The organism is Microbacterium sp., assembly GCF_047602155.1.
Lineage (GTDB): Bacteria > Actinomycetota > Actinomycetes > Actinomycetales > Microbacteriaceae > Microbacterium.
This window is the reverse complement of record NZ_JASGHZ010000001.1, coordinates 417,393-442,472: the sequence shown is the minus strand read 5'-3', so window position 1 is coordinate 442,472 and position 25,080 is coordinate 417,393. Positions and strand designations below refer to the sequence as shown.

The following is a 25,080-nucleotide window of genomic DNA, read 5'->3' as shown; positions in this document are numbered from 1 at the left end:
CGGATGCCGGCTCAGCCGGCGCGGGTCATCCACATCGTCGGGTCGGCCAGCGGCGCGAACCCGAACTGCGCGTAGAGACCGTGTGCGTCGGCGGTGGCCAGCGCGATGCGCTTCAGGCCGAGGGGCGCGAGGTCGCCGACGACGCCCGCCATCAGCAGCTTGCCGACGCCCCGTCCGCGTGCTGCTTCGTCGACGAACACGTCGCACACCCACGCGAACGTGACGCCGTCGGTGACGACGCGCGCGTAGGCGACCTGATCGCCGGTCGCGTCGTCGTACACGCCGTAGTTGCGCGATCCGTCGATGGCGGCATCCTGCGTCTGCCGGGAGCGACCCGTCGCCCAGTACGACTGCTCGCTCAGCCAGCGGTGCACGAGGGCGCGATCGATGCGTTCGGTTCCCGCCGCGAAGATCAGCATGCGATCAGCGTAGGGTTCGGCACAGTGAGGCAGGCGCGGATGCCGGCTCTCAGGCGACCCGCTGCCCGCACATGCCGCACACGCCGGTCGGGGGCACCTCGACGAAGCAGTCCGGGCACAGCACGGCCTCGCGCGGGGGGATGACGGGCGCGGCCGGCGTGCGCGGGGTGGATGCCGCCCGCGCGCGCCGCGCGCGCTCGGGTGCCGACGGGGTCGGCGCGAGCTTGGGCGTCGGCTTGTGCTCGGCGCAGTAGTACCGGACGAATCCGGCGGGGTTGGTCGGATGCCGGTGCTTCACGATCCACAGCCCCTCGCGCGGCCACGGCTCGCTCGCGGGGCCGCACGTGGCGCAGCGCGTCGGCTCGCCGGGCATGGCCTCGGCGGCGGGCACCGGCAACTCGAAAGGGAGGGCGTCGCGCCAGTCGGAGGAGTTCCTGATCTGCATGACCCCTCCAGTCTCCCACGCCGGTCAGCGGCGCGCCGCCCAGCCCGACCAATCCGCCGCCGCGATCACGCAGAAACGGTTGCCCTCAGGATCCTCCATGATGACGTAGTCGGCGTCGGCGGGCCGCTTGCTCCAGTGCACCTCGCGCGCGCCGAGCGCGGTCAGCCGCGCGACTTCGGCGGCCTGGTCCTCGGCGTACAGGTCGAGATGGATGCGCGGTGGCAGGTGCCGTGCGGCGGGCACGGCATCCAGGGATACATTCGGCCCGACGCCGGTCCGCGGATGCAGCAGCGCGAAGTCGTCGTCGATCGGCTCGCGCGCGACGTAGTCGAGCGCCCGCGTCCAGAACCCGACCTGCCGCGCGAGGTTGTCGACGCGGATGACGATCGAACCGACGACGAGGCTCACGTGTCGACTGTAGCCCGCGCGGGCGCCACCGGCTTCGCACGGCGCAGCGATCGCAGCAGCGCGCGGCCCACGAGCACGAGACCCACGACGGTCGTGACGGCGCGCAGGGTGTCCCAGCTGAGCGTCGAGGTCAGCAGCGAGTACACGACGAAGTTGCCCAGGTTTTCCGCGATCGACCCGCCTGGCACGTACGAGATGCTCGTGTCGGCACCGACCGCGAAGGGCCAGAACCACATGTTCATGATCATCCCGAACAGGTAGGCGGAGGCGATGCCGTAGACGGCCAGCATCCCGATCTCGGCCCAGCCCGAGACGCGCCTCGGCAGCAGGCCGGCGCCCGCGCCGACCCAGCCGCAGGCGAACATCTGAAACGGCAGCCACGGCCCGACCCCGCCCCACACGATCGCCGACAGGGCGATGGATGCCGCCCCCAGCAGCAGCCCGAATCGCGCGCCGTACGCGCGGCCGGCGAGGATCAGCAGGACGAACAGCGCCTCGACCCCGCCGACTCCGGTGCTCGCGATGCGGATCGCGGCCCCGATCGCGGCGAGCACGGCCAGCAGCGCCAGGGTGTGTGCGGAGCGGACCGAGACGTCGAGGGCCGCGAGCACCAGCACGACGGCGAGCGGCGCGAGGGCGAGCGCGATGTACGGGACGGCGGCCTGCGCCTGCGCGGGCACCGCGCTCGCCACGAGCGGCCAGAGGAAGGCGCTCGCCGCCGCGATGTTCGCCGCGATCAGCGCGGGTGTGCGCCAGCGGCGGCGGGCTTGCACCATCGACGGTGCAGCGCCGGGTTCGGGCCGCGACACGTCGAGCTCGTCGCCCGCTCCGCGCTGTCCCGCTTCGTGCTGTCCCGCTTCGTGCTGTCCCGCTCCGCTCCTGCCCGCTTCGCTCCCGCCCACTTCGCGAAACCTCCCAAATGTCGCCATTTCGGCAGTTTTTGCGGACATTTGCGAGGTTTCGCGGGGGTGGGGGTCGGGGTGGGAGTCGGGATGAGAGTGGGGGTGGGGGTGAGGGTGGGAGGCGAGGATGCCGGCATCCATCGCCAGAGTGCGGTCAGCGAGGGCGGCGGCGAACTCGGCGTCGTGCGTCGCGAACAGCACCGCCGTCCCGGATGCCGCCTGACGCGCGAGCGCCGACGCCACGAGCGCGCGGGCGCTCGGGTCGAGCCCGCGCGTCGGCTCGTCGAGGAGCAGGGTCCGGGGAGCGCGCGCGGTCTGCACCGCGATCGCGAGGCAGCGCCGCTGCCCGGCGGACAGGTCGCGCGGATGCCGCCGCAGGAGCGCGGCGAATTCCCGCCCGGCGGGGTCGAGATCCAGCAGTTCGGCGAGCCGGACGGCGGTCGCCTCGCTGACCGGCGTCGTCGGGGCGGATCCGTCCCAGGCGGCACTCCGTCGTTCCGCGGCGCCGGCTGCACCGGGGAGCCGCTTCGCCATGCGATCGGCGCGGCGGCACTCGGCGGCGACGGTGTCGCGGACGAACAGCGCGTCGGAATCGTCGGGCACGAGGGCCGCCCGCGCGGCGTGCTCGCCGGTGGCGAGGGCGACGAGCAGGCTCGACTTGCCCGCGCCGTTCGGCCCTTGCAGCGCGACCACCTCGCCGAGGTGCAGTGCGACCGCGGCGTCGTCGACGGCGACCCGGTCGCCGTGCCGGACGGTGATCCCGGTCGCGACGAGGGCCGGTGCGCGCTCCGGCACCCCGCGCGGGTCGTGACGCGTTCTCAGCGATGCGGCCGCCGGAATGAGACCGCGCAAGTGCTCGGGGTCGACGTCGACGACCGCACCGGCATCCATCTCCAGCCACCGGTCGGCGACGCCGGCGAACCCGGCGGCGTGATGCTCGGCGACGAGGACGCACACGCCGCGCTCGTGTGCGAGCGCGTGCAGCAGGTCCACGATCCTCGCGCGGGCGGCGACGTCGAGGTCGGCCAGGGGTTCGTCCACGAGCAGCAGGATCGGCTGCTCGACGATCGCCGCCGCGATGGCCACGAGCGTCGCCTCGCCCGCCGACAGGCCCCGCAGCCCGCGGCCCCGCAGCGGTGCGATCCCGGCGCGCTCGGCGGCCTCCGCCACCCGCGCGGCGACCAGTGCCGGCGCGGCGCCGCGCAGCTCGAGCGCGAGCCCGATCTCGTCGGCGACACGCTGCGTCGCAAACGCCTGACGCGGATGCTGCAGCACCACGCCGACCGTCCGCGACAGATCGCGCGGCGGCGTGGCGGCCCGATCGTGTCCGACGACCTGCGCGTCACCGGTCAGCCAGCCGCCGTCGAGGTGCGTGTGCAGCCCGCTCAGCGCCCGCAGCAGCGTGGACTTGCCCGACCCGGTCGGGCCGGTGAGCACCGTCAGCGTTCCGGGTTGCAGGCGGAGGGATGCCGTCGACACGACGCTCGTCGCGAGCAGCCCCGTCGCCCGCGCGTCCGGATGCGCATCCACCGGCGCCGCCCCGAACCCCGCCGCGAACCGGTCCAGTTCGACCGGCCGCTCGCACGCCCCCTCCCGCCCGCGCCCCGCGTATCCCCGCAGCTCGAGCGCGGCGGCGACCGCGGTCGCCCGCTCGAGCGTGTGCTCCAGCACCGGCGCGAGGAGGCGCACGCCCCCGTGCTCGCCGCGCAGCCGCTGCGCGAAGCGCACCGACTGCACCGCCGCGGCCAGCGACGGCAGCGTCGCCCACGCGATCGACACCGCTCGCGCGAGTCCCTGCAGCGGCCCGCGCCGCGCCGCGCGCGCGATCAGCCGCGGCACGTCGAGGAGCGCATTGAGCACCCCGAACGCCAGGATCGTCAGCGCGATCGGCGCCGCCGACAACACCGCCGTCCCCAGGCCGTCGGCGGTCACCGGGCCCAGCAGGACGACGTGCGCGAGCGGCGGCGGCATCCGCCACGACGGCAGCGGCAGCAGCACCTGCCCTGACCCGTCGGCGCCGTGGAACAGCACCCGGTACAGCACCCGCACCGCGACGAACCCGAGCGCCAGCGCCGCGGCCGCGCGCAGCGGCCCGCGCCGAAGACGAGGCCGCGCCGGGGACGTCCCCACGCCGATCAGGCCGCCGGTGCCGCCGGCGCGCCGTCGAGGGTGAACAGCAGCTCCAGGCTCTCGCCGGGCGAGACCGTCAGGGTCGACAGCCCCTCCTGCGCGTAGTCCCACGTGCCGCCGGCGGGCTTGAGCCACAGCGACCAGTAGGCGAAGGCGGCGGGCATCGTCTCGCACGACTCGATGTACGAGGGGTCTTCCGTCGAGCCGACCGGCTCCGATGCCGATGGCTCCCCGTTCACCCGGCACACCACCTGGTCGCCGTACTGCGTCGTGCCCTCGGTCTCGACGCCGGCGGTGGCGAGCACGTCGGATGCCGCGAGGTCGGTGGTCGACAGCACGCACCACGTGCCGGAGGCATCGTCGGCCTCGCCCAGCGCGCTGGCGTCGACGACGAGCGTCACGCCCTCGTCGCCGTCGCAGGGAGCGTTCAGGGTGAGGGTGGACGTGGCATCCTCGGTGGGCGTCGAAGCCGGCGGATCGGAGATCGTCGTCGTACACGCGGACAGACCGAGGGTGAGCGCGGCGGCGGCCGCGAGGGCGAGGAGGGAGCGCGGAGAGGTCACCGCTCCAGCGTAGGGGGCGGCATCCGTCGTCTGCTGCCGTGTGACGCCCCGCGTAGGCTGGGCGGGTGGCCGACCCCTTCGTCTCCGAGCTGTTCGATCCGTCCGTGTGGGTGGCTGCGCCCGGGGCGGAGGCGTACGACGACATCACGGCGCACGTCTCGACCGACGGGCGCATCGCACGCATCGCGTTCGACCGGCCCGAGGTGCGCAACGCGTTCCGCCCGCACACGGTCGACGAACTGTACCGGGCGCTCGATGTCGCACGGCAGGACCCGCGCATCGGCGTCGTGCTGCTGACCGGCAACGGACCGAGTCCGAAAGACGGCGGGTGGGCGTTCTGCTCCGGCGGCGACCAGCGCATCCGCGGGCGCGACGGTTACACCTACGCCGCCGACGATGCCGTCGCACCCGACCCGGCGCGGGCCGGGCGGCTGCACATCCTCGAGGTGCAGCGGCTCATCCGGTTCATGCCTAAGGTCGTCATCGCGGTGATTCCGGGGTGGGCGGCCGGCGGCGGCCACTCGCTGCACATCGTCTGCGACCTGTCGATCGCGTCGGCCGAGCACGGCCGGTTCAAGCAGACGGATGCCGACGTCGGCTCGTTCGACGCCGGCTACGGCTCGGCGTACCTGGCGCGGCAGGTGGGGCAGAAGGTCGCGCGCGAGGTGTTCTTCCTCGCCGAGGAGTACTCGGCTCGGCGCGCCTACGAGATGGGCGCGGTCAACCGCGTCGTGCCGCACGCCTCGCTGGAGGCGGAGGCGATCGCGATGGCCCGGACGATCCTCGGCAAGTCGCCGACGGCGATCCGGATGCTGAAGTTCGCCTTCAACGCCATCGACGACGGCATGGTCGGGCAGCAGGTGTTCGCCGGCGAGGCGACGCGCCTGGCCTATGGCACCGACGAAGCCGTCGAGGGCCGCGACGCGTTCCTGCACAAGCGTGACCCCGACTGGTCGCCCTATCCGTACCACTTCTGACGCGCCGCCTCATGCTCCCCTCCTCCCGCCCCGCCCCCTCCTCCCGCCGCGCCTCCGTGTCGCGGACATCTGTGCAGTTTCGCGAGACCTCGCAAATGTCCGGTTTGCACGGTGTTTGCGCGGCGTGTCGCGGACATCTGTGCAGTTTCGCGAGACCTCGCAAATGTCCGGTTTACGCGGCGTTCGTGCGGCGTGTCGCGGACATTTGGGAGGTTTCGCGAGACCTCGCAAATGTACGGCTGGCGGGGGCGTGAGGCGTGAGGCTGGAGCGGGTGGATGCCGGCGACGCCCGCGCCGTCCTGCGCGGACTGCGCGGCGCCGTGCTCGGCGCCGGCCCGGCGATCGCGCTGGATGCCGCGGGTGTTGCTTCGGCGGTTGCAGACCCGGGTGCAGCCGCACTGCCGGCCGCGCTCCCGCACGAGGTGCCGCCGGGGACGGCCGTGCTCGTCACCACCTCGGGGTCGACGGGGTACCCGAAGTCCGTGGTCCTGAGCCGCTCGGCCCTCACCGCGAGCGCCCTGGCCACGGCGGCGCGCCTCGGCGAAGGAGCCTGGCTGCTCGCGCTGCCCCCGGGCTACATCGCGGGGGTGCAGGTGCTCGTCCGCGCTCTCGTCTCGGGGCACGAGCCGGCGCTGCTCTCGGGTGCCTTTTCGGCGGGGGCTTTCGCCGCGGCGGCATCCGCCATGGCCTCGAGCGTCGGCGGCAACCGCATTCCGGCCTTCACGTCGCTCGTGCCGTCACAGTTGCAGACCGTCCTCGACGATCCCGATGCGGCCGGCGCGCTCGGCCGGTTTGAGGCCGTCCTCGTGGGCGGGCAGGCCCTGCCGCCGCCGCTCGCCGAGCGCGCCGTCGCCGCCGGTGCCCGCATCGTGCGCACCTACGGGTCGAGCGAGACGGCCGGCGGCTGCGTCTACGACGGCACGCCGCTCGCCGGCGTCGGCGTGCGCATCGTCGCCGGCGAGGTGCAGTTGTCGGGCCCGACCCTCGCCGACGGCTACCTCGACGGTGACGGCCGCGTCGTCGCCGCGCCGCGCGGCGACGACCCCGGGCACGCATCGGATGCCGCCTTCACCCGCGATGCCGACGGCACCCGCTGGTACCGCACCGGCGACGCGGGCAGCTTCGACGGCGTCCTGCGGGTCACCGGCCGCCTCGACAACGTCATCGTCTCGGGCGGCGTGAACATCTCGCTCGACCGCGTCGAGCGCGTCGTCCGGGCACTGCCCGGGCTGGAGGGCGCCGTCGTCGTGCCGGCCTCGTCGACCCGGTGGGGGCAGGCATCCGTCGTCGTCGTCCCCCGCAGCGCGGCCGTCGCCGGCGCGCTCCTCGACCGCATCCGCGCCGCCGTTGCCGCCGAACTCGGGGCACCGGCGCGGCCGGCGGCCCTCCACGTGATCGACGCCATCCCGCACACCGCCAGCGGCAAACCCGACCGCGCCGCGTTGCGTGCGCGCTTCGGCGGCGACTGAGCGCGCCAACTTGCAGGAGCGGGTGTGAAAAAACCCGCCGTCAGCGGCCCTTGCCGTCACACCAGTCACAGGTGATCCTGCATTCTTGCGGCGCGACCCCGCCGCGACCCCGCCGCGACCCCGCCCCGACCGCGTGCGCATAGCCGAACCGCATAGGATTTCCGCGTGGCAGCCAGCACCCGCAAGAAGAAGAGCCCCGCAAGACACCGCCCGCACGGCAACCCGCAGAAGGCGCACGTCTCGCGCGACCCCGCGCACACCGCCCCGGCCACCTTCGGCGACTGGTTCGGCGCCGCTCGCCTTCGGACGCTGCCGCTCGCGGTCGCTCCCGTCGTCATCGGCACGGGCGCCGCGCTGATCCTCGACCACGAGCTGCACTGGGTGATCGCGCTGTGCTGCCTCGCGGTGGCCGTCGCGATCCAGATCGGCGTGAACTACGCCAACGACTACAGCGACGGCATCCGCGGCACCGACGACCACCGTGTCGGGCCCGCCCGGCTCACCGCGTCGCGCCGCGTCGCGCCCCAGGCCGTGCTGACGGTCGCGCTGGTGTTCTTCGGCATCGCGGCGGTGGCGGGCATCGCGATCGTCGTGCGCACGGGGCACTGGTGGATGCTGGCGGTCGGCGCCGTGTGCCTGCTCGCCGCGTGGTTCTACACCGGCGGCAAGCGCCCCTACGGCTACGCGGGGCTCGGCGAGGTGTTCGTCTTCGTCCTCTTCGGCCTCGTTGCCACGGCCGGCACGACGTTCGTGCAGGTCGGCCAGGTGCTCGACGAGGCCTGGCTCGGCGGCACGATCGCGGGCCTGTTCGCCTGCGCCGTGCTGCTCGCGAACAACCTCCGCGACATCGATCAGGACCGCCTCGCCGGCAAGCGCACCCTCACGGTGCGCATCGGCAGGCGCGCGACGCAGGTGCTGTTCACCCTGTTCGTGCTCGTACCGTTCGCGATCATCGTCGTGCTCGCGCAGTTCTATCCGTTCGCCTGGCTCGCGCTGTGGGCGCTCGTGCCGATCGGCTGCGCGATCCTCATCGTCTGGACCTACCGCGCTGCGCGCGAGCTCGTCGTGGCGCTGAGCATCACGTCGCTCACGTCGCTGGCCGTCGCGGGCCTGCTCTTCTGGGCCTTCACGGGCTGAGCGGGTCATGACGCCCGTCGCGATCCAGCGCATCGAGAGCGTGGCGATCGCCGTCGGCGCTCTGGCCGCGACGGCGGTGGCGTATCCCGCGCACTGGTGGATGCCGCTGGCGCTGTTCCTCGTCTTCGACCTCTCCGCGCTGGGCTACCTGGCCTCGCCGCGGGTGGGCGCGGCCGCGTACAACCTCGGGCACAGCTACCTGATCCCGGTCGTCGTCGGCGCCCTGGCGCTGCTCGCGCCGAGCGACGCCCGGACGCCGCTGACCTGGTGGGCCGGGATCGTCGCCCTCTCGTGGGTGTTCCACATCGCGGCCGATCGCGCGCTCGGTTACGGACTGAAGCTCCCGGACGCGTTCACGCACACGCACCTCGGGTGGATCGGCAAGGATCGCGAGCCGAAGGCGACCTGAGCCGTCAGTCCTCTTCGGATGAGGCGGATGCCGCACTCGCCGCGTCGGCGACGGCATCCTCGGCGTCGGCGTCGGCGCGCGCGCCGCTGGGCGCCGCGCCTGCGCGCCGCGCGGCCAGGGCGCTCGTCACCTCGTCGAGGGGACGGCGCAGGAACAGCACCGACAGACTCAGGCCGATGAGCGCGGCGAAGATCGCCGACAGCCAGGAGAACTCCCGCATGACCGGGAACAGCATCATGATCCCGAACGGCACGAAGAAGGCCAGCAGCCGCAGCACCGAGTAGACGAGGGCCGGACGTGCACGCATGCTCCGAGCTTACGTCGCGCGGCCGGGCCTCACACACGGCGCCCAGCCGCGCGAGCCTAGGATGGAACAGTGGTGCGCGTCCTGCTGCCTCTGGCGCTGCTGTTGATCGCCTTCTGGGTCTACAGCATCGTCGACTGCGCCCTGCAGCCGGTCACCCGCCACCGCGGCGTGGGCAAGCCGATGTGGATGCTGATCGTGATCGTGCTGCCGGTGGTCGGCGGCGTCCTGTGGTGGGCCGTCGGACGCACCCGGCCGCGCCAGCAGCCGGTCTTCCGCGCTCCCGACGACAACCCCGAGTTCCTCGGCCGCATCGGCGCGATCAGCGACCAGGACGAGCGCATCCGCCGTCTCGAAGAGGAGCTCGCCGCTCTGGACAGCGAGGCCGACGACCTCGATGCGCCGCCCGCGGAATCGGTCGTGAAGCCCGACGACGACGCCGACGAGCAGCGCGGCTGAGATGCGCGAGCGCGTGACGGGCGCCGGTCGCGCCCCCGCGACGGATGCCGCCGCCGCGCTCCTCGGACGCCTCGTCGAACTCGGCGTGCAGCACGTCGTCGTCAGCCCCGGTTCGCGTTCGCAGTCGCTGGCGCTGGTCGCCGCCGAGCTCGAGGCGCGCGGCGAGATCGCGCTGCACGTGCGCATCGACGAGCGGGTCGCCGGGTTCACGGCGCTCGGCATCGGACGCGAGACCGGCGCGCCCGCGGCCGTCATCTGCACGTCGGGCACGGCCGCGGCGAACCTGCTGCCGGCGGCGCTCGAGGCGCACCACGCCGGCGTGCCGCTGCTGCTCCTGACCGCCGACCGCCCGCCCGAGCTGCGCGGCGTCGGCGCCAACCAGACCACTCGCCAGCCCGGCATGTATGCCCCGAACATGCGGCTCGAGGCCGACCTGCCGGTGCCCGAGGAGACCGACCTCGACGGTACGGGCGAGCAGTCGGCGATGCTCCGCGGCGTCGCCGACGAGGCGGTGGCCGCCGCCCTGGGCGCCGGCACCCGCCAGGCCGGTCCCGTGCACCTGAACCTGCCGCTGCGCGAGCCGCTCGCGGGCGCCCTGCCCGAGTGGCTTGGCCGCGCCGAGCTCGATCTGCCGGCGCCGGCCGTCGGCCCCGACGTCGCCGCCGACGACGTGGCGCCGATCGAGCCGTCGGGTGCGCTGTACCAGGGCGGCGGGGGCATCGGCGAGTCGAACGTGCCGTGCGACCCCGAGGTCGACCCGGTCATGCTCGAACCCGGTCCGCGCACGATCGTCATCGCGGGGGCGGATGCCGGCCCTGCCGCCGAGGCGCTCGCCCATGCCGGCCGGTGGCCGCTGGTCGCGGAGATCGTCAGCGGGGCGCGGTTCGGGCGCAACCTGGTCCACGGCTACCGGCGCCTGCTCGCCGACGCCGACCTCGGCGGGCGCATCGAGCGCGTCGTGGTCTTCGGTCACCCGACGCTGAGCCGCGAGACGGTGGCGGTGCTCTCGCGCCCCGAGGTGGAGGTGCTCGCCGTCCGCGGTCCCGGCGAACCGCTCAACCTCAACGACGCGACGACCGCCGTCGATGCCGTTGCGGCGTCCGCTGCGCCTCCCGGCGAGGGCGACCGGGAGTGGTTCGGGGAGTGGATGCGGGCATCCCACGCGGCATCCGTCGACCTGGCGCCGCCGGCGCCCGACGCCGACGGGTTGTCGTCGGTCGTGCCGAGCGAACGGCTCGGGGCGATCGCGGCCGAGCTCGACGTCATCCGCGCCCCGATCGACCGGGTCGCGCTCGTCGACGCGGTGTGGCGGGCGACGTGGCCGCACGATCGGCTGCTGTTCGCGTCGTCGCGGCTCGTGCGCGTCGCCGACGAGGTGCTCGGCGGCAAGAAGGTGCCGGTGCACGCCAACCGGGGTCTCGCCGGCATCGACGGCACGATCGCGACCGGCTTCGGCATCGCGGTCGCCAGTCAGCGCGCGGGCGCGCCCGGCGTCACGCGGGTGCTGACCGGCGACCTCGCGTTCCTGCACGACGTCGGCGCGCTGCTGCGGGCGCCGGGCGAGCGGCCGCCGCGCATCCAGGTCGTCATCGGCAACGACGGCGGCGGCACGATCTTCGACGGGCTGGAGGTGGCGGCCGTCGCGCCGCCGGCCGCGAGGGAGCGCGTGCTGTACACGCCGCACGAGGCGTCGATCGCGCAGCTGGCCGCCGCGTACGGATGGGGGTACGCGCGCGTCGCGACCCGCGTCGCCCTCGACCAGGCGCTGACCGCGCCCGTCGCCGGCCCCCAGCTCATCGAGGTCGCGCTCGCGCGCTGAACCGCGCTTCCCGCACGACGGGTGATGCATGATGAAGGCATGACCGCGAAGAGCCAACGCAACTGGACCGGCGAGCCGGGCGCACTGCTGCGCGTCGGCGAGGGCTCCCGCCTCGCCGACGTCGACCCCGCCGCGACGCCGGGATACGACGACGGCAAGAAGCACGGGCAGGCCGACCTCGAGTCGGGCGCGGCCGAGCTCGACGACCTGCAGGAGCGCCTGTTCGCCCAGAGCCGCGTCGCCCCGGGCAGCCCCGCCGTGCTGCTCGTGCTGCAGGCGATGGACACGGCGGGCAAGGGCGGCATCGTGCGGCACGTCGTCGGGGCGGTCGACCCGCAGGGCGTCGCGCTCGCGGCGTTCAAGAAGCCGACGCCCGAAGAGCTCGCGCACGACTTCCTGTGGCGCATCGAGAAGCGGGTTCCCGGGCCGGGGATGATCGGCGTGTTCGACCGGTCGCACTACGAAGACGTGCTGATCGGCCGGGTGCGGTCGCTGGCCCCCGCGGAGGAGATCGAGCGGCGCTACGGCGCGATCGTCGACTTCGAGAAGCGGCTGACGGATGCCGGCATCCGCATCGTCAAGGTCATGCTCCACATCTCGTCGGACGAGCAGAAGGCGCGGCTGGGGGAGCGGCTCGACCGGCCGGACAAGCACTGGAAGTACAACCCCGGCGACATCGACGAACGCGAGCTGTGGCCGGCGTACCTGGAGGCGTATCAGACCGTGTTCGAGCGCACGTCGACGACGAACGCGCCGTGGTACGTGGTCCCGGCGAACGCGAAGTGGTACGCGCGGCTGGCCGTGCAGGCGCTGCTGCTGGAGGCGCTGGAGGACATCGACCCGCAGTGGCCCGCCGCCGACTTCGACGTCGCCGTCGAGCGGGCCCGCCTCGCCGCGAGCTGAGTGCGACGTGAGCCCGTTCAGGCGAGGGCGTCCACGATGGGGTGGAACTTGACCCGGGTCTCGAGCATCTCCGACTCGGGGTCGCTGCCGGCGACGATGCCCGCGCCCGCGTGCGCGACCACCGGGATCTTGTCGCTGTAGGGTGCGAACGCGCGCGCGGGCCCGGTCCCGACCTGCACGCACCGCAGGGCGATCGCCCACTCGCCGTCTCCGCGCGCGTCGACCCAGCCGACCGGACCGGCATAGCGGCCGCGGTCGAACGGCTCGATGCGGCGGATGATGTCCATCGCGGCATCCGTGGGGGTGCCGGCGACGGCCGCCGTCGGGTGCAGCGCTGCGACGAGGTCGAGTGCCGAGGCGTGGTCGCGCAGGTCGCCGGCGACGTCGGTCGCGAGGTGCCACAGGTTCGGCAGCTCGAGCGTGAACGGCTCGTCGTCGGCGCTCACCGCGCGCGCGTGCGGCGCGAGTGCGTCGAGCACGCTGCGCACGGCGTAGCGGTGCTCGTCGAGATCCTTCGCGCTGTGGCGGAGGGCGGCCGATGCCGCCGCGTCGTCGCCGGCATCCGTGCCGCGGGCGACCGTCCCGGCGAGGACGCGGGCCGTGACGGTACCGCCCGCCACCGTCACGAGGGTCTCGGGGCTCGCGCCGATGAGGCCGTCGACGGCGTATGTCCACGTGTCGGGGTAGGCGGCCGCGAGCGCGCGGACGAGGCGCCGCAGGTCGGCGCCGGCCGGGATGCTGCCGACGAGGTCGCGCGCCAGCACCACCTTGCGCGCCTCGCCCGCGGCGATGGCGGCCAGTGCCGCGCGGACGGCGCCCTGGTATCCCTCGGGAGACAGGATGCCGGGGCCCAGCGTCGCCGGCCAGTACGGACCGTAGGGATGGGGCGGCGGCGCGGCGTGTGGTGCGGCGTGCGGTGCGTCGAGGTGCTCGATGCGGGTCACCCAGGCGCGGTCGCCGCGGCGACCGGCGACGAACGACGGCACGCGCAGCACGCTCGTGCGCGCCGAACGCGCGTCGAAGGTGAACGCGCCGAAGGCGACGAGCCCCGTGCCCGGGAGGCCGACCTCGTCGTCGATGTCGGCGTGCGCGGCGATCGCCCGCCAGGCCTCGGCGAACGAGAGGGGGGATGGCGGCGTGTCGCCGCCGCGCTCCAGCGTGATCACCGCCGGTCCGCCGACGATCCCCTCGCCGCGGCGTACCCAGGCAAGAGGGTCGGCGGCCTCGGTGAACGGCAGCAGGTCGTCGCCGCCGAGGTCGAACTCGCGGGTCACCGCGCGCAGCCGGGGCGGCGGGGGCGGCGCGGAACTCACCCGGCCAGCCTAATCCGCCGTCTTCGGTCCGCGACGCGTGCGAAAAGCAGGGCGGATCGGCACGAAGTGCCCTCCGGCGGCCCGATTCGGCCAGTTCGCCCTGCTTTTGGCACCGTTCGCCGATAGGTCGTTGAGCGAGGAGCGAAGCGACGAGACGAAACACCCTCACCGCTCCGGGCGTTTCGTCTCGCTCCGCTCGCTCAACGGCCGTGCCCATCGGCGGAGCTTCTAAGATCGACATCGTGAGTGAGCATCGCGCCGACCTGGGCAAGGATCCCTCCCGCGTCAGCGGCATGTTCGACGAGGTCGCGCCGGCGTACGACCGGACCAACACGGTGCTGAGCCTGGGCCAGGACAGGCTGTGGCGCATCGCGACCACGCGCGCGGTCGCGCCCCGGCCGGGGCAGCGCATCCTCGACCTCGCCGCCGGCACCGGCGCGAGCTCGGTGAGCCTCGCCCGCGGCGGAGCCGAGGTCGTCGCCGGCGACTTCTCGCCGGGCATGATCGCCGAGGGCAGGCGCCGGCACGGCGACGTGCCGGGGCTCACGTTCGTCGAGGCCGACGCGATGGATCTCCCGTTCGACGACGACGAGTTCGACGCCGTCACCATCTCGTTCGGCCTGCGCAACGTCAACGACCCGAAGCAGGCGCTCGCCGAGATGCTGCGCGTCACGGCGCCCGGCGGCAAGCTCGTCGTGTGCGAGTTCTCGCATCCGCAGAACGCGGCCTTCGCCGGCCTCTACCGCTTCTACAACGACCGCATCCTGCCGCCGATCGCCAAGGTCGTCAGCTCCAACGCCGACGCCTACGACTATCTCAACGAGTCGATCGCGCACTGGCCCGACCAGGTGACGCTGTCGTCGTGGATCCGGGATGCCGGGTGGTCGCACGTCGCGCACCGCGACCTGAGCTTCGGCATCGTCGCCCTGCATCGGGCTTTCGCGCCCCGGTAGGCTGTCAGGGTGACTCCGAGCCCTTCCGCTCCCGGCGCGCGCCTGACGGCAGGCCTGGGCCTGACCGAGCGCGTGCTCGCGGGGCCCCGGATGCGCCGGCTCCTCACGACGATCGAAGACGGGCTCGACCGTGTCGAGGCCCGGCTCGCCGACGAGTTGCACGTCACCGACGCGCTTGCCGACGCGACGACCCGCTACCTCTACGAGGCGGGCGGCAAGCGCGTGCGCCCCATGCTCACGCTGCTCACGGCGCAGCTCGGTAACGGCGCCACCGACGACGTCATCGCCGGGGCGACGGCGCTGGAGATGACCCACCTCGGCTCGCTGTACCACGACGATGTGATGGACGGCGCCGACGTGCGCCGCGGCGTTCCGAGCGCCCACGCGGTGTGGGGCAACAGCGTCGCGATCCTCGCCGGCGACCTGCTGTTCTCGCGCGCGAGTCAGCTGATGGCGCAGATCGGCGAGCGGGCGATCCAGTTGCAGGCCGACACGTTCGAGCGGCTCGTGCTCGGGCAGATGCACGAGACCGTCGGCGCGCAGGCGGGCGACGACCCGGTCGAGTTCTACCTGCGGGTGCTCGCGGATAAGACCGGGTCGCTGATCGCGGCATCCGCCCAGGCCGGAGTGCTCTTCTCCGACGCGCCCGCCGAGTACCGCCGACCCACGCTGGAGTACGGCGAGAAGATCGGCATCGCGTTCCAGCTGCTCGACGACGTCATCGACCTCTCCGACGATCCGGATGCCACGGGCAAGGTCGCCCGGCACCGACCTGCGCGCGGGCGTCGCGACCATGCCGTATCTGCTGCTCGCGCGGGCGACCGACCCGGCCTCGGGTGCCCTCAAGGCGACGATCGACGACGGCGTCGCGCGGATCGCGGACGGCGCCGACCCGGCGATTCTCGACGAGGCGATCACGCAGTTGCGGGGGCATGCCGTCACGGCCTCGACCCGCCGCCAGGCGTACGAGTGGGCGGATGCCGCCATCGCGGCGCTCGACCCGCTCCCGGACGGCCCGGTGCGCGAGGCGCTCGTCAAGCTCGCGCACGTGATCGTCGACCGCTCCAGCTGAGCGGCATCCAGACAACGAAGGAACACCATGACCAAGCTCAGGCTGGCCATCGTCGGCGCAGGGCCGGCCGGCATCTACGCGGCCGACATCCTGCTGAAGGCCGAGCGCAAGTTCGACGTGTCGATCGACCTGTTCGACCAGCTGCCGGCGCCGTACGGGCTCGTGCGCTACGGGGTCGCGCCGGATCACCCGCGCATCAAGGGCATCATCACGGCGCTGCGCGACGTGCTCGATCGGGGCGATATCCGCATCTTCGGCAACGTGCTGTTCGGCCGCGACCTCACGCTCGACGACCTGAAGCACCACTACAACGCCGTCATCTTCGCCACCGGTGCGATCAAGGATGCCGACCTCGACATCCCGGGCATCGACGCCGCCGGCTCGTTCGGTGCCGCCGACTTCGTCAGCTGGTACGACGGGCACCCGGACTTTCCGCGGGAGTGGCCGCTGGATGCGGCATCCGTCGCGGTCATCGGCAACGGCAACGTCGCGCTCGACGTCGCGCGCGTGCTCGCCAAGCACGCGGAGGATCTGCTCGTGACCGAGATCCCGGGCAACGTCCAGGCGGGCCTGGAGGCCTCGCAGATCACCGACGTGCACGTGTTCGGCCGGCGCGGCCCCGCGCAAGTGAAGTTCACCCCGCTCGAGCTGCGCGAGCTCGGCGAGCTGCGCGATGTCGACATGGTCGTCTACGACGAGGACTTCGACTACGACGAGGGCGCGCGCGCGGCGATCGCGAGCAACAAGCAGGTCATGGTCATGGACCGCGTGCTGCAGTCGTGGCGGCAGCGGCCGGGCGTGAACGGCGCCGGCGGCGAGGCGTCGCGGCGCCTGCATCTGCACTTCTACGCGAAGCCCGTCTCGGTGCGCACCGACGAGAACGGCCGCGTCGCCGCGCTCGTCTACGAGCGCACGAAGCCCGACGACGAGGGCGGCGTCGTCGGCACGGGCGAGCTGCGCGAGGTGCCGATCCAGCAGCTGTACCGGGCCGTCGGCTACTTCGGGTCGCCGCTGCCGGGGGTGCCGTTCGACAAGCGGCACGGCGTGATCCCCAACCACGAGGGCCAGGTGCTGCGGCAGGACTCCAACGAGCGCGTCCCCGGCGTCTACGCGACCGGCTGGATCAAGCGCGGGCCGGTGGGGCTCATCGGCCACACGAAGTCCGACGCGATGGAGACCGTCAGCCATCTCATCAACGACCAGGGGTCGTGGTGGCATCCGGTAGACCCGTCGCCGGAGGCGATCCCGGCGCTGCTGGCCTCGCGCGGTGTGCGCTGGACCGACCTCGGCGGCTGGCACCACCTCGACCAGCACGAGATCGCCCTCGGCGCCGCGCAGGACCGCGCTCGCATCAAGGTCGTCGATCGCGACGAGATGGTGCGGGTCTCGCGCGGGCAGTAGCGGGTGCGCCCGCAGCCGTGTCAGGCGCGGCGGGTCGCGAGCATGCCGAGCAGGCACGCGAGCCCGGATGCCGCGGTCATCGCGACCGCCATGGGCACCGCGGTGTGCTCCCCGGCGATGCCGACCAGCGGCGAGGCGAAGCCGGCCAGGGCGAACTGGGCGGCACCGAGCAGGGCCGAGCCCGCGCCGCGCGAGCCGGTGTCGGTCTCGGCGAGGGCCAGGGCGCTGCCGTTGGCGAGCACGAGACCGTTCGACCCGACGACGCAGAACGCGCACGCGATGAACGACCAGACGGCCAGTGCGCCGGTCGCCGCGAGCAGGAGCAGAACGGTCGAGGCGCCGACCATGACGACGAGGCCGAGGCGCAGCATCAGCCGGGGGCCGACCCGCGGGGCGACGCGGGCGTTGACGAGGTTGGCGGTGATGAGCGCGGTGCCGCTGAGCGAGTAGGCCAGGGCGTAGCCGAGCGGCGTCATGCCCAGGACGAGCTGTCCGACGAAGGGCGATCCGGCGATGTAGCCGATGAACGTCGCGAAGCCGAGCGCGTAGGCCAGGATGAGGCCGGTGAAGCGCGGCATCCGTAGCAGCGGGCCGAAGCGGGCGAACGCGGCGACCACGCCGCCGCCGTGGCGCCGCTCGGGGGGCAGCGACTCGGGCACCGCGATCGTCGCCATCGCGACCATGAGGATGCCGGTCGCCGCGAGCACGGCGAGCACGCCGCGCCAGCCCCACCAGCCCGCCACGAGCGCGCCGAGCGGGGGAGCGACGAGGGGGCCGAAGGCGCCGCCGAGGGCGATGAGGCTCAGTGCGCGCACCGCCGTCTGCCCCGTGGACAGGTCGGCGGCGATCGCGCGCGAGACGACGGCGCCCGCGGCGCTGGCCACGCCCTGCACGAGCCGCAGCGCGATGAGCACCTCGATCGTGGGGGCGAACACCATCGCGACGCTCGCGGCCGTGAAGACGATGAGCGCCGCCAGCAGCACGGGGCGACGGCCCCAGCGGTCGGAGAACGGCCCGAGCAGCAGCTGGCCGACGCCGACCCCGACGAAGAAGGCGGTCAGGGTGAGCTGCACGGCGGCGCCCGACGCGTACAGGTCGGTCGCGATCGCGGTGAACGACGACAGGTACATGTCGGTCGACAGCGCGGTGGTCGCCGCGACGACGGCGAGCACGGCGAGCAGGCGTGCGGTGAGCCGGTGGGGGCTCGGCGTCGCATCCCCGTGTCGTGCCATCCGCCAACGATATCGGCGGCGTGGATGGGCTGACGACGCCGCTGCGTGCGGGGATCAAGGAGGATGGGTCACATGACAGCGACATCGTCGGCATCCTGGGTCGTCACCACCCGGGGGGAACAGTGGAGGAGCGCACCCGACCTGGAGGTCATGGGCGTGGACGGCATGCCCAACGTGATCTCGAAGCTCGACGAGCCCCGGCAGGCCGTCCAGGGCTTCGGCGCCTGTTTCAGCGAGCTGGGGTGGACCTCGCTCGGGTTGCTTGATGAATCCGACCGCGAGGACGTGCTGCGGGAGCTGTTCGCCCCCGGCGGTGCCGGACTCGGTTTCGGACGGATGCCGATCGGTGCCAACGACTTCTCCCGCGACTGGTATTCGTACGACGAGACCCCGGGCGACTTCGCCCTGGAGCACTTCAGCATCGAGGGCGACCTCGAGACGCTCGTGCCGTTCATCCGGGCGGCCCAGCGCTACCGGCCCGACCTGCGGATGTGGGCGTCGCCCTGGTCGCCGCCCACGTGGATGAAGACGAACGGGCACTATGCCGCCGCCGTGCCGGCCGGGATCTTCGCGGAGGTCGACAACGGGATCACGCCCGAGCAGGTGGGCGCCGAGGGCACCGACCTGTTCCGGCTCGACGAGCAGCACCTCGCCGCCTATGCCGCCTACTTCGGCAGGTTCATCGACGCGTATCGCGAGGCGGGCATCCGGGTCGAGATGGTCATGCCGCAGAACGAGTTCAACTCGGCCCAGCCGTTTCCGTCGTGCACCTGGACGCCTGACGGGCTGCGGCAGTTCGTCGCGCACCTCGGGCCTGAGATGCGCAAGCGGGGCGTGGAGGTGTTCCTCGGCACCCTGGAACGGGCCGACGACCGGCTCGCCGGCGACGTGCTCGCCGACCCGGTCGCGGGCCCGTTCGTGTCGGGGCTGGGCCTGCAGTGGGAGGGCAAGAAGGCGCTGGCGGCGCTGCACCGGCTGCACCCCGGCCTCACGATCTACCAGACCGAGCAGGAGTGCGGCGACGGCCGCAACGACTGGCGCTACGCGTGGTACGCCTGGCGCCTCATGAAGCACTTCCTCGCGGGCGGCGCGAACGCGTACATGTACTGGAACATCAGCCTCGAAGAGGGCGGCGTCAGCCGGTGGGGGTGGACGCAGAACTCGCTCGTCGTCGTCGACCCCGCGACGCGGTCGTACCGCTTCACGCCGGACTACTACGTGCTCAAGCACGTCGCCGCCTTCGTGCAGCCCGGCGCGCGCTTCATCGACACCTGGAGCTTCAACGGGTTCGACGATCAGCTCGTGTTCGCGAACCCCGACGGCTCGTCCGTCGTGGTCATCCGCAACGACGTGAACGAGGACGTCGAGGTGAACATCATGCTCGACGGGCGGATGGTCGCGCCCACCCTCCCCGCCGACTCTCTCAGCACGATCGTCGTGCCGCCGCGAGGGTAGCGCGGTGCCGCCGGATCAGCGGTAGTTGACGAACTGGAGGTCGACGTCGAGGTCGGCGGCCTTCAGCATCCGCTGCACCTCCTGCAGGTCGTCGCGCGACTTCGAGGTGACGCGCAGTTCGTCGCCCTGGATCTGGCTCTTCACCGACTTCGGGCCCTCGTCGCGGATGAGCTTGCCGATCTTCTTCGCGTTCTCGGAGGAGATGCCCTCCTTCAGCGTGGAGGTGATGCGGTACTCCTTGCCGGATGCCGTGGGGTCGCCCGACTCCAGCGACTTCAGCGAGATGCCGCGTTTGATGAGCTTCGACTGGAACACGTCGAGCACGGCCCCCGCGCGTTCCTCGCTGTTCGCCTTGATGAGGATGGCCTCGCCGCTCCACTCGATCGAGGCATCCGTGCCCTTGAAGTCGTAGCGCTGCTCGACCTCTTTGCGGGCCTGGTTGAGTGCGTTGTCCGCCTCCTGGCGGTCGATCTTGGAAACGATGTCGAAAGAACTGTCAGCCATGCCTCAAATCTACTCGACCGGGTCTGGGGCGACGTGGGCAGCCGCGCACCACCAGTTGAGTGGGCGTCATCCGAGGACGGGTCGTCAGCGTGTCAGAACGGTGGGTGGTCGCCGGTGGGGATCGGGGTGTCGAAGAAGTGCGCCCAGGGTGCGCGGCGCGCTGAGCCGACCACGACGGGGGGTGAGTCGGTTCGGTATCTTCGGCCGGTGGGTGAGGTGAACTCGAGCGCGCCGCCACCACGCTGGACCACTTTCCAGAGCGAGGCGTGTTTCAGGGTGTGGTGGTGTGTGCAGAGCACTTCGAGGTTCCCGGCGCAGGTCGGTCCGCCCGCGTCGAACGGGATGGTGTGGTCGATGTCGCTGCGCCGTGCTTGGCGGCGGCAGCCGGGCCATCGGCAGTGCACGTCGCGGGCTGCGATCAGTCGCCGCAGGCGTTTGCTGGGCCGGTAGGTGTCGAGTCGGAGCGGTTCGTGGGTCACCGGGTGGGTCATGACGCGCTGCCAGCTGGGGGCGCTGGCCGCCAGTGCGCGCGCCGTGACCGCATCGATCGGGCTGGCGCCGTCGAGGAGGGCCGGGTCGTTGTCGAGGCCGGCGAGGGTGAGGATCGGGATCGTGACCTGCACGGTCGCGCGGATCGCCGCCAGTCCCGTGTCGCCACCGACCGTCGGGGCGCTCGTGAGGAGCAGGTCGCACATGATGTCGGCGCGGCGCTGGTCGAGGGTCCGTTCGTCGGGTTCTACGGGGACGGATGCTGCGCCCGCGGCGTCCGCAGACTCCGGGGTGGGGGCGTCGTCGAGTGCGATTCCCATGGCGGTGAGGCGTTCGAAGATTCCGTGCACGATCGCGGTCGGCCCGTCGAGCAGCAGCCGGGAGAGCCCGTCGTCGAGGTCGAACATCCGCACGCGGCGCTCCGCGAGGGCGCGGCGCTGCGCCTCTTCGACGGCGTCGGGGTGCAGTCGGGCGGCGATCACCCGCGCGTACTGGCGGGTGGTCGGCGCGGTCTCGCGCTCGGCGATGGGGAGGATCAGTCGTTCGTACTCGTCGTGGCGCGCGGCCGGCAGGGTCATGCCGCCGTCGATGATCGCCGACGCGTGGCGTTCGTCGATGCGGCCTTCGCGCAGTGCGGTCAGCGTGGTCGGGTACGTGCCGACGAGCGCGGCGCCGTCACCGAGCCAGTGGGAGACCGTCCGCTCGCCGACCCGCAGCGCCGTGGCCAGTTCGGCGACGACCTCGCGCAGCGGGATCGTGTCTCCGAACTCGCGCCGCAGGCGTGCGGCCTCACGCTGCGCGACCCGCAACGCGACGAGCTCGAGAGCCCGGGCGCACAGCTCCGCGCGCTCTGCCTGCAGCCGCGACATCTCGGCCCGGATCGCCTCGGCCTCGGAGACCAGCGCAGACAACTCCGCCCAGTGAGGTTCGATTACACAGTGCGGCGCGGTCGCATGCGCTTCGTCGGCAGTCGCGCCGGGGCCGGTGAACTCCACGCGCGGACGCTGCGGGTCGGGCTGGTCGTGAGTGGGGGTGCCCATGGGTGCTCCTGACGTCGATCATCCAACGTCCGGTGGCACTGCCGGCTCTTCATCGCGGATGCCTGAAGGGAACATCCGCTACTCCCACTATAGAACAAAAAAGCGAGAAACAATAGATCAAACTAAAACTAGTTTCGCTGATTTCGGCGAGCAATCGCAGTTTCGTAGACTGGACCGATGCAGCCGCTCACCGAAGACGACGTGCGCGCGGCGTTCGTGAACGCCACCGCGGATGAGCTCGAGCGACTCGTGGTGCCGATGTCGTTCGTGCTCGCCGACTGGGATCACCTCGACTTCTTCGCCTGGCCCGATCCGCGCACGCGCGGGCGGGGGTACCTCGTCGTCGAGCGCGACGGTGTGCCGACCGGTGTCGTCGTGCGGGCCGCCGACGGCGGGCGCTCGCGCGCGGCCCTGTGCAATCTGTGCCACACGATGCAGCCCGGCAATCAGGTGGCGCTGTTCACGGCGCGACGGGCGGGGGATGCCGGCATCCGCGGCGACGGCGTCGGCACCTACATGTGCGCCGACCTGGGATGCCACGAGAACGTCCGGCTGGCCGCGCCGCTGGCGCCGGGGGAGCTGCGCGCGAGCGTCGACCGCCGCATCGACGGGACGCGGCAGCGGGTCGAGGCGTTCGTGGAGCGGGTGGTCGGCGACGCCGACGCGTGAGCGCGCCCGGGCTTGTTCCACCGTCGCAGGTGGCCACGTCGGAGCCCGACGCGACGGGGGATGCCGGGGCATACTCGGGTGTGGTTCTCGGCATCCGTCGCGGGCAGGTAAGATGGTTGATTGCGTCTTCGGTCGACTGAGAAAGCCGGGCGGGTGCGCACCTGGCGAGTTACCCAAGCGGCCAAAGGGATCTGACTGTAAATCAGCCGTCTTCGACTTCGGGGGTTCGAATCCCTCACTCGCCACCAAGGGAAAAAGCCCGGCAAAACTGAGAAAATCGGTTTCCGGGCCTTTCTCGTTCCCGCGAGGCCCCCCGCTATCATGCGAGCATGAGTGATGTGAGCGCCGCTGATGGCACCCCGCTTGCGCGCGACACGATCGTTGCGGGTACGGCCGATGTGGTCGGCTGGTGGCTTGAGAATCGTCAAGCGAAGAAGCTCGCGGCGGGCGCCAAAGAGACGATCAACATCAACCCGTTTCTCCTGCCCCTCATCGCGGGGCTCCATGGTACGGACACCGTCGAGGAACTCGGCGAGCTCCTGATCGATGCGCACCTCATTGGCGGGCACAACACCGGCTTCGGGAAGCTCTTCGATGAGAAGCTGCTGCCGCAGGTATTCGGCACGTCGAAGCTGGACAAGACCTTCCGCGCGAAGACCGCACCCTACTCGCAGTCTGCGTTCAATGACATCGACCACGTCGTCCATCGCGGTGACCACGATGATCTGTTGTCGCTCAAGGCGTCGCCGTGGACCATCAATCTCGGCGGCGCCCGCGATCTGAACACATCATTCGCTGACATCCGCCTTCATCACATCAACCCGTATCCCGGGAAGTATGGCGAGATCGCGGTGGGCGTGCTCACGGGGACTGCGAGCACACTCACGGACAAGTACCAGATACTCCGCGGCGAGACGCCGGCGCAGCGGAAGAAGCACGATGTCACCGACCTGACGGACACGGTCACCGTGTATGCGGGGCGCGAGTTCTGGACGTGGCTCAACGGCGGCGAGAGCGCAACACAAGACTGGGTGCTCGAAGGGGTGCTGACTGCGTCACGGCGCATCGGCGAGTCCAACGCTCAGCGCAACTCCATCAAGGAACTCGTTCGTTCGAGCGCCGCTTTTCGCGCACTCGGCGCTCAAGGCGACGCGCCGGATTGGGCCGGCGTGCTGCGAAAGGTGAACGGCTAGCCTGTCGCACCGCTCCGGTAGTAGTCGACGTCCCCGGCGTAGGCGACGCCGTCCTTCCAGAACGAACGTGTGCGAACGTGCGGGCGGAGGTGAATGATCCGTCGCTCCGCGGCGGGCAGTTCGCCGTTGTCAGCGTGGAGCAGTTCACGCACGACATTGCCGAGCACGGTCCCCAGGCGGACGGGGACGGCATTTCCGATCTGGCGGAACTTCGACTGCGTGCTTCCCTGAAATTGCCAGTCGGCGGGGAATTCCTGAATGGCTGCCGCCTCGCCCACGGTAATGGCCCGCGTCTGGCTCGGGTGACACATGCTCGTGCCCGCATGATTCGGCATCGTCACCACCGTCGGCGAGGGGAAGGCAAAAGAGAGCCGACGCCAGTAGGCGCTGCGGCCGCCTTTGAGGAACCAGCTCTTCCCCATCGATTCCTTCTGGATATCGACGGGGAGACTCCTCCAGTTCCCGCCCTCGGGGATCATCGACAGATACCGAAGCTTGCGAGGGCTGAAGTCGAGAACCGACGGATCGGTGTCGATGAACCCGTCTCCGATCGCCTCCCCGAGCGTCGTGAAGGGGAGAAGCTCATCCTCGGGCCTGTTCGAGTGCGTCGGCTCGGGAAAGTTCGCGAGCTTGCCCTCCCGGTTCCCGATCAAGAGCACCCGCTCTCGAAGCTGTGGCGCGCCGTAGTTGACCGCGTTGACGACGAAGCAGTCCACGCGGTATCCGATCGCCTCGAATCGGCGGATCACGTCGCGAAGCAGCGATCCGTGGGAGGTGTCCTCGGCGCTCGCGTCGGGATCGGTCCTCGCTCGCAGAGACATCGAGAGCAAGCCCCTCACGTTCTCCATCACAAACGCCCGCGGCTGGATTTCGTCGACGATCCGGATGAACTCGTAGACCATCTGACCGCGATCGTCGGCCAGACCGCGGCGTTTCCCGATGACGCTGAATGCCTGGCAAGGTGGCCCACCGACGACGAGGGGAACCTCGCCCCGAGTCAGGCCCGCGAGCCGCAGAAGCTCCTCGCCGTTCGTCGTCGTGATGGACCGGTCAACAACCGGCAACGTGGGGCGGTTCTGACGGATGGTCTTGACCGCGTCGGCATCGAACTCGACCGCGACCCGCGCTTCGAAACCGGCCTGCTCGAGTCCGAGGTCCAGCCCCATGGCCCCCGAGAAAAGCGAGATGAAGGGCACCGCATCCCCGTCAGGCTTCGTCATGGGGGAACCTCCGTATCTTCGTCCCCCTAACCTTAAGGGTCCGCCGCCGACATTCTCGGCTGCCCGCTCCAGCGGGCTGGAACTTCCGCCGCCCCCTTCTCCGCGGCCGACACCGACGCGCGCGCCTCGTGGTGTCGTGGCGGCCGAGGCGAGCGCCGAGCGTCTCGCGTCGCCGTCGCTCACCGCGAGGCCTGT

General features: G+C 71.8%; 23 protein-coding genes, 1 tRNA gene and 1 pseudogene. 14 read left to right on the top strand and 11 right to left on the bottom strand.

Annotation, left to right across the window (positions count from 1 at the left end; all coding sequences use genetic code 11):
• Positions 1-11: 11 nt before the first annotated feature.
• The 5 genes from QM720_RS02155 to QM720_RS02135 are packed head-to-tail and all read right to left on the bottom strand — an operon-like array spanning position 12 to position 4,867.
• Entirely contained in the window at positions 12-419 is a 408-nt protein-coding gene (locus QM720_RS02155; protein WP_415124523.1) for a GNAT family N-acetyltransferase, read from the bottom strand.
• Positions 420-468: 49 nt separating this feature from the next.
• A complete protein-coding gene (locus QM720_RS02150; RefSeq protein WP_415124522.1) occupies positions 469-864 on the bottom strand; it encodes a glucose-6-phosphate dehydrogenase in 396 nt (131 codons plus the stop codon).
• Between the two features lie 24 nt (positions 865-888).
• The gene (locus QM720_RS02145) at positions 889-1,272 is read right to left on the bottom strand and encodes a VOC family protein (RefSeq protein ID WP_415124521.1); all 384 of its coding nucleotides are present in this window, start codon (positions 1,270-1,272) and stop codon (positions 889-891) included.
• Positions 1,269-4,304, bottom strand: a complete 3,036-nt coding sequence (locus tag QM720_RS02140) for an ATP-binding cassette domain-containing protein (protein ID WP_415124520.1) — start codon at positions 4,302-4,304, stop codon at positions 1,269-1,271. The genes QM720_RS02145 and QM720_RS02140 overlap by 4 nt, the downstream gene beginning before the upstream one ends.
• 5 nt (positions 4,305-4,309) lie before the next feature.
• The gene (locus tag QM720_RS02135; RefSeq protein ID WP_415124519.1) at positions 4,310-4,867 is read right to left on the bottom strand and encodes a hypothetical protein; all 558 of its coding nucleotides are present in this window, start codon (positions 4,865-4,867) and stop codon (positions 4,310-4,312) included.
• Between the two features lie 65 nt (positions 4,868-4,932).
• On the opposite strand from QM720_RS02135, the gene QM720_RS02130 reads away from it, so the two are divergent.
• The 4 genes from QM720_RS02130 (at position 4,933) to QM720_RS02115 (ending at position 8,859) form a co-directional block, all read left to right on the top strand.
• The gene (locus QM720_RS02130; protein WP_415124518.1) at positions 4,933-5,844 is read left to right on the top strand and encodes a 1,4-dihydroxy-2-naphthoyl-CoA synthase; all 912 of its coding nucleotides are present in this window, start codon (positions 4,933-4,935) and stop codon (positions 5,842-5,844) included.
• A gap of 257 nt (positions 5,845-6,101) precedes the next feature.
• Entirely contained in the window at positions 6,102-7,313 is a 1,212-nt protein-coding gene (locus tag QM720_RS02125) for an AMP-binding protein (RefSeq protein WP_415124517.1), read from the top strand.
• A gap of 165 nt (positions 7,314-7,478) precedes the next feature.
• Complete coding sequence (locus QM720_RS02120) at positions 7,479-8,450, top strand: 1,4-dihydroxy-2-naphthoate polyprenyltransferase (protein WP_415124516.1); 972 nt, start codon at positions 7,479-7,481, stop codon at positions 8,448-8,450.
• Positions 8,451-8,457: 7 nt separating this feature from the next.
• Complete coding sequence (locus QM720_RS02115) at positions 8,458-8,859, top strand: DUF4260 domain-containing protein (protein WP_415124515.1); 402 nt, start codon at positions 8,458-8,460, stop codon at positions 8,857-8,859.
• 4 nt (positions 8,860-8,863) lie between these two features.
• Here QM720_RS02115 and QM720_RS02110 read toward each other — a convergent pair whose 3' ends face one another.
• Positions 8,864-9,166 carry a DUF4229 domain-containing protein gene (locus QM720_RS02110; protein ID WP_415124514.1) on the bottom strand — a complete coding sequence of 101 codons (303 nt, stop codon included), beginning with the start codon at positions 9,164-9,166 and terminating at the stop codon, positions 8,864-8,866.
• A gap of 69 nt (positions 9,167-9,235) precedes the next feature.
• Here QM720_RS02110 and QM720_RS02105 point away from each other — a divergent pair, with 69 nt between their 5' ends.
• Genes QM720_RS02105 through QM720_RS02095 form a run of 3 tightly spaced genes read left to right on the top strand, consistent with a single transcriptional unit; the run spans position 9,236 to position 12,344 of the window.
• Positions 9,236-9,622 (top strand): PLD nuclease N-terminal domain-containing protein, encoded by a 387-nt coding sequence (locus tag QM720_RS02105; protein ID WP_415124513.1) that lies wholly within the window; start codon positions 9,236-9,238, stop codon positions 9,620-9,622.
• Position 9,623: 1 nt separating this feature from the next.
• Positions 9,624-11,441 carry a 2-succinyl-5-enolpyruvyl-6-hydroxy-3-cyclohexene-1-carboxylic-acid synthase gene (gene menD / locus QM720_RS02100; RefSeq protein ID WP_415124512.1) on the top strand — a complete coding sequence of 606 codons (1,818 nt, stop codon included), beginning with the start codon at positions 9,624-9,626 and terminating at the stop codon, positions 11,439-11,441.
• 39 nt (positions 11,442-11,480) lie between these two features.
• On the top strand, positions 11,481-12,344 hold the full coding sequence (locus tag QM720_RS02095) for a polyphosphate kinase 2 family protein (protein WP_415124511.1): 864 nt from the start codon (positions 11,481-11,483) through the stop codon (positions 12,342-12,344).
• 17 nt (positions 12,345-12,361) lie between these two features.
• Here the strand turns inward: QM720_RS02095 and QM720_RS02090 are convergent, their stop codons facing one another.
• On the bottom strand, positions 12,362-13,657 hold the full coding sequence (locus tag QM720_RS02090; RefSeq protein WP_415124510.1) for an isochorismate synthase: 1,296 nt from the start codon (positions 13,655-13,657) through the stop codon (positions 12,362-12,364).
• 242 nt (positions 13,658-13,899) lie between these two features.
• On the opposite strand from QM720_RS02090, the gene ubiE reads away from it, so the two are divergent.
• The 3 genes and pseudogenes from ubiE to QM720_RS02075 all read left to right on the top strand — a co-directional run bounded on the left by ubiE (position 13,900) and on the right by QM720_RS02075 (position 17,083).
• Positions 13,900-14,610, top strand: coding sequence for a bifunctional demethylmenaquinone methyltransferase/2-methoxy-6-polyprenyl-1,4-benzoquinol methylase UbiE (gene ubiE, locus QM720_RS02085; protein ID WP_415124509.1), 711 nt, complete (start codon positions 13,900-13,902; stop codon positions 14,608-14,610).
• A 9-nt stretch (positions 14,611-14,619) separates the two neighbouring features.
• Positions 14,620-15,682, top strand: a pseudogene (locus QM720_RS02080) (polyprenyl synthetase family protein).
• A gap of 27 nt (positions 15,683-15,709) precedes the next feature.
• Positions 15,710-17,083 (top strand): FAD-dependent oxidoreductase, encoded by a 1,374-nt coding sequence (locus QM720_RS02075; protein ID WP_415124508.1) that lies wholly within the window; start codon positions 15,710-15,712, stop codon positions 17,081-17,083.
• A gap of 20 nt (positions 17,084-17,103) precedes the next feature.
• On the opposite strand, the gene QM720_RS02070 is transcribed toward QM720_RS02075, so the two are convergent.
• Positions 17,104-18,315 (bottom strand): multidrug effflux MFS transporter, encoded by a 1,212-nt coding sequence (locus tag QM720_RS02070; protein WP_415124507.1) that lies wholly within the window; start codon positions 18,313-18,315, stop codon positions 17,104-17,106.
• A gap of 72 nt (positions 18,316-18,387) precedes the next feature.
• Between QM720_RS02070 and QM720_RS02065 the strand changes: the two genes are divergently transcribed.
• Positions 18,388-19,770, top strand: coding sequence for a glycoside hydrolase family 30 protein (locus QM720_RS02065; protein WP_415124506.1), 1,383 nt, complete (start codon positions 18,388-18,390; stop codon positions 19,768-19,770).
• A 15-nt stretch (positions 19,771-19,785) separates the two neighbouring features.
• On the opposite strand, the gene QM720_RS02060 is transcribed toward QM720_RS02065, so the two are convergent.
• Both QM720_RS02060 and QM720_RS02055 read right to left on the bottom strand, forming a co-directional pair.
• Positions 19,786-20,274: a YajQ family cyclic di-GMP-binding protein gene (locus QM720_RS02060; protein WP_415124505.1), complete on the bottom strand. Its 489-nt coding sequence runs from the start codon at positions 20,272-20,274 to the stop codon at positions 19,786-19,788.
• A gap of 92 nt (positions 20,275-20,366) precedes the next feature.
• Positions 20,367-21,803 carry a DUF222 domain-containing protein gene (locus QM720_RS02055; protein WP_415124504.1) on the bottom strand — a complete coding sequence of 479 codons (1,437 nt, stop codon included), beginning with the start codon at positions 21,801-21,803 and terminating at the stop codon, positions 20,367-20,369.
• A gap of 177 nt (positions 21,804-21,980) precedes the next feature.
• Between QM720_RS02055 and QM720_RS02050 the strand changes: the two genes are divergently transcribed.
• The 3 genes from QM720_RS02050 (at position 21,981) to QM720_RS02040 (ending at position 23,665) form a co-directional block, all read left to right on the top strand.
• On the top strand, positions 21,981-22,472 hold the full coding sequence (locus QM720_RS02050; protein WP_415124503.1) for an FBP domain-containing protein: 492 nt from the start codon (positions 21,981-21,983) through the stop codon (positions 22,470-22,472).
• Between the two features lie 163 nt (positions 22,473-22,635).
• Positions 22,636-22,720 (top strand) — tRNA-Tyr (locus QM720_RS02045).
• An 81-nt stretch (positions 22,721-22,801) separates the two neighbouring features.
• Positions 22,802-23,665 (top strand): hypothetical protein, encoded by an 864-nt coding sequence (locus QM720_RS02040; protein WP_415124502.1) that lies wholly within the window; start codon positions 22,802-22,804, stop codon positions 23,663-23,665.
• Here QM720_RS02040 and QM720_RS02035 read toward each other — a convergent pair.
• On the bottom strand, positions 23,662-24,885 hold the full coding sequence (locus QM720_RS02035) for a DNA cytosine methyltransferase (RefSeq protein ID WP_415124501.1): 1,224 nt from the start codon (positions 24,883-24,885) through the stop codon (positions 23,662-23,664). The genes QM720_RS02040 and QM720_RS02035 overlap by 4 nt on opposite strands.
• Positions 24,886-25,080 lie beyond the last annotated feature (195 nt).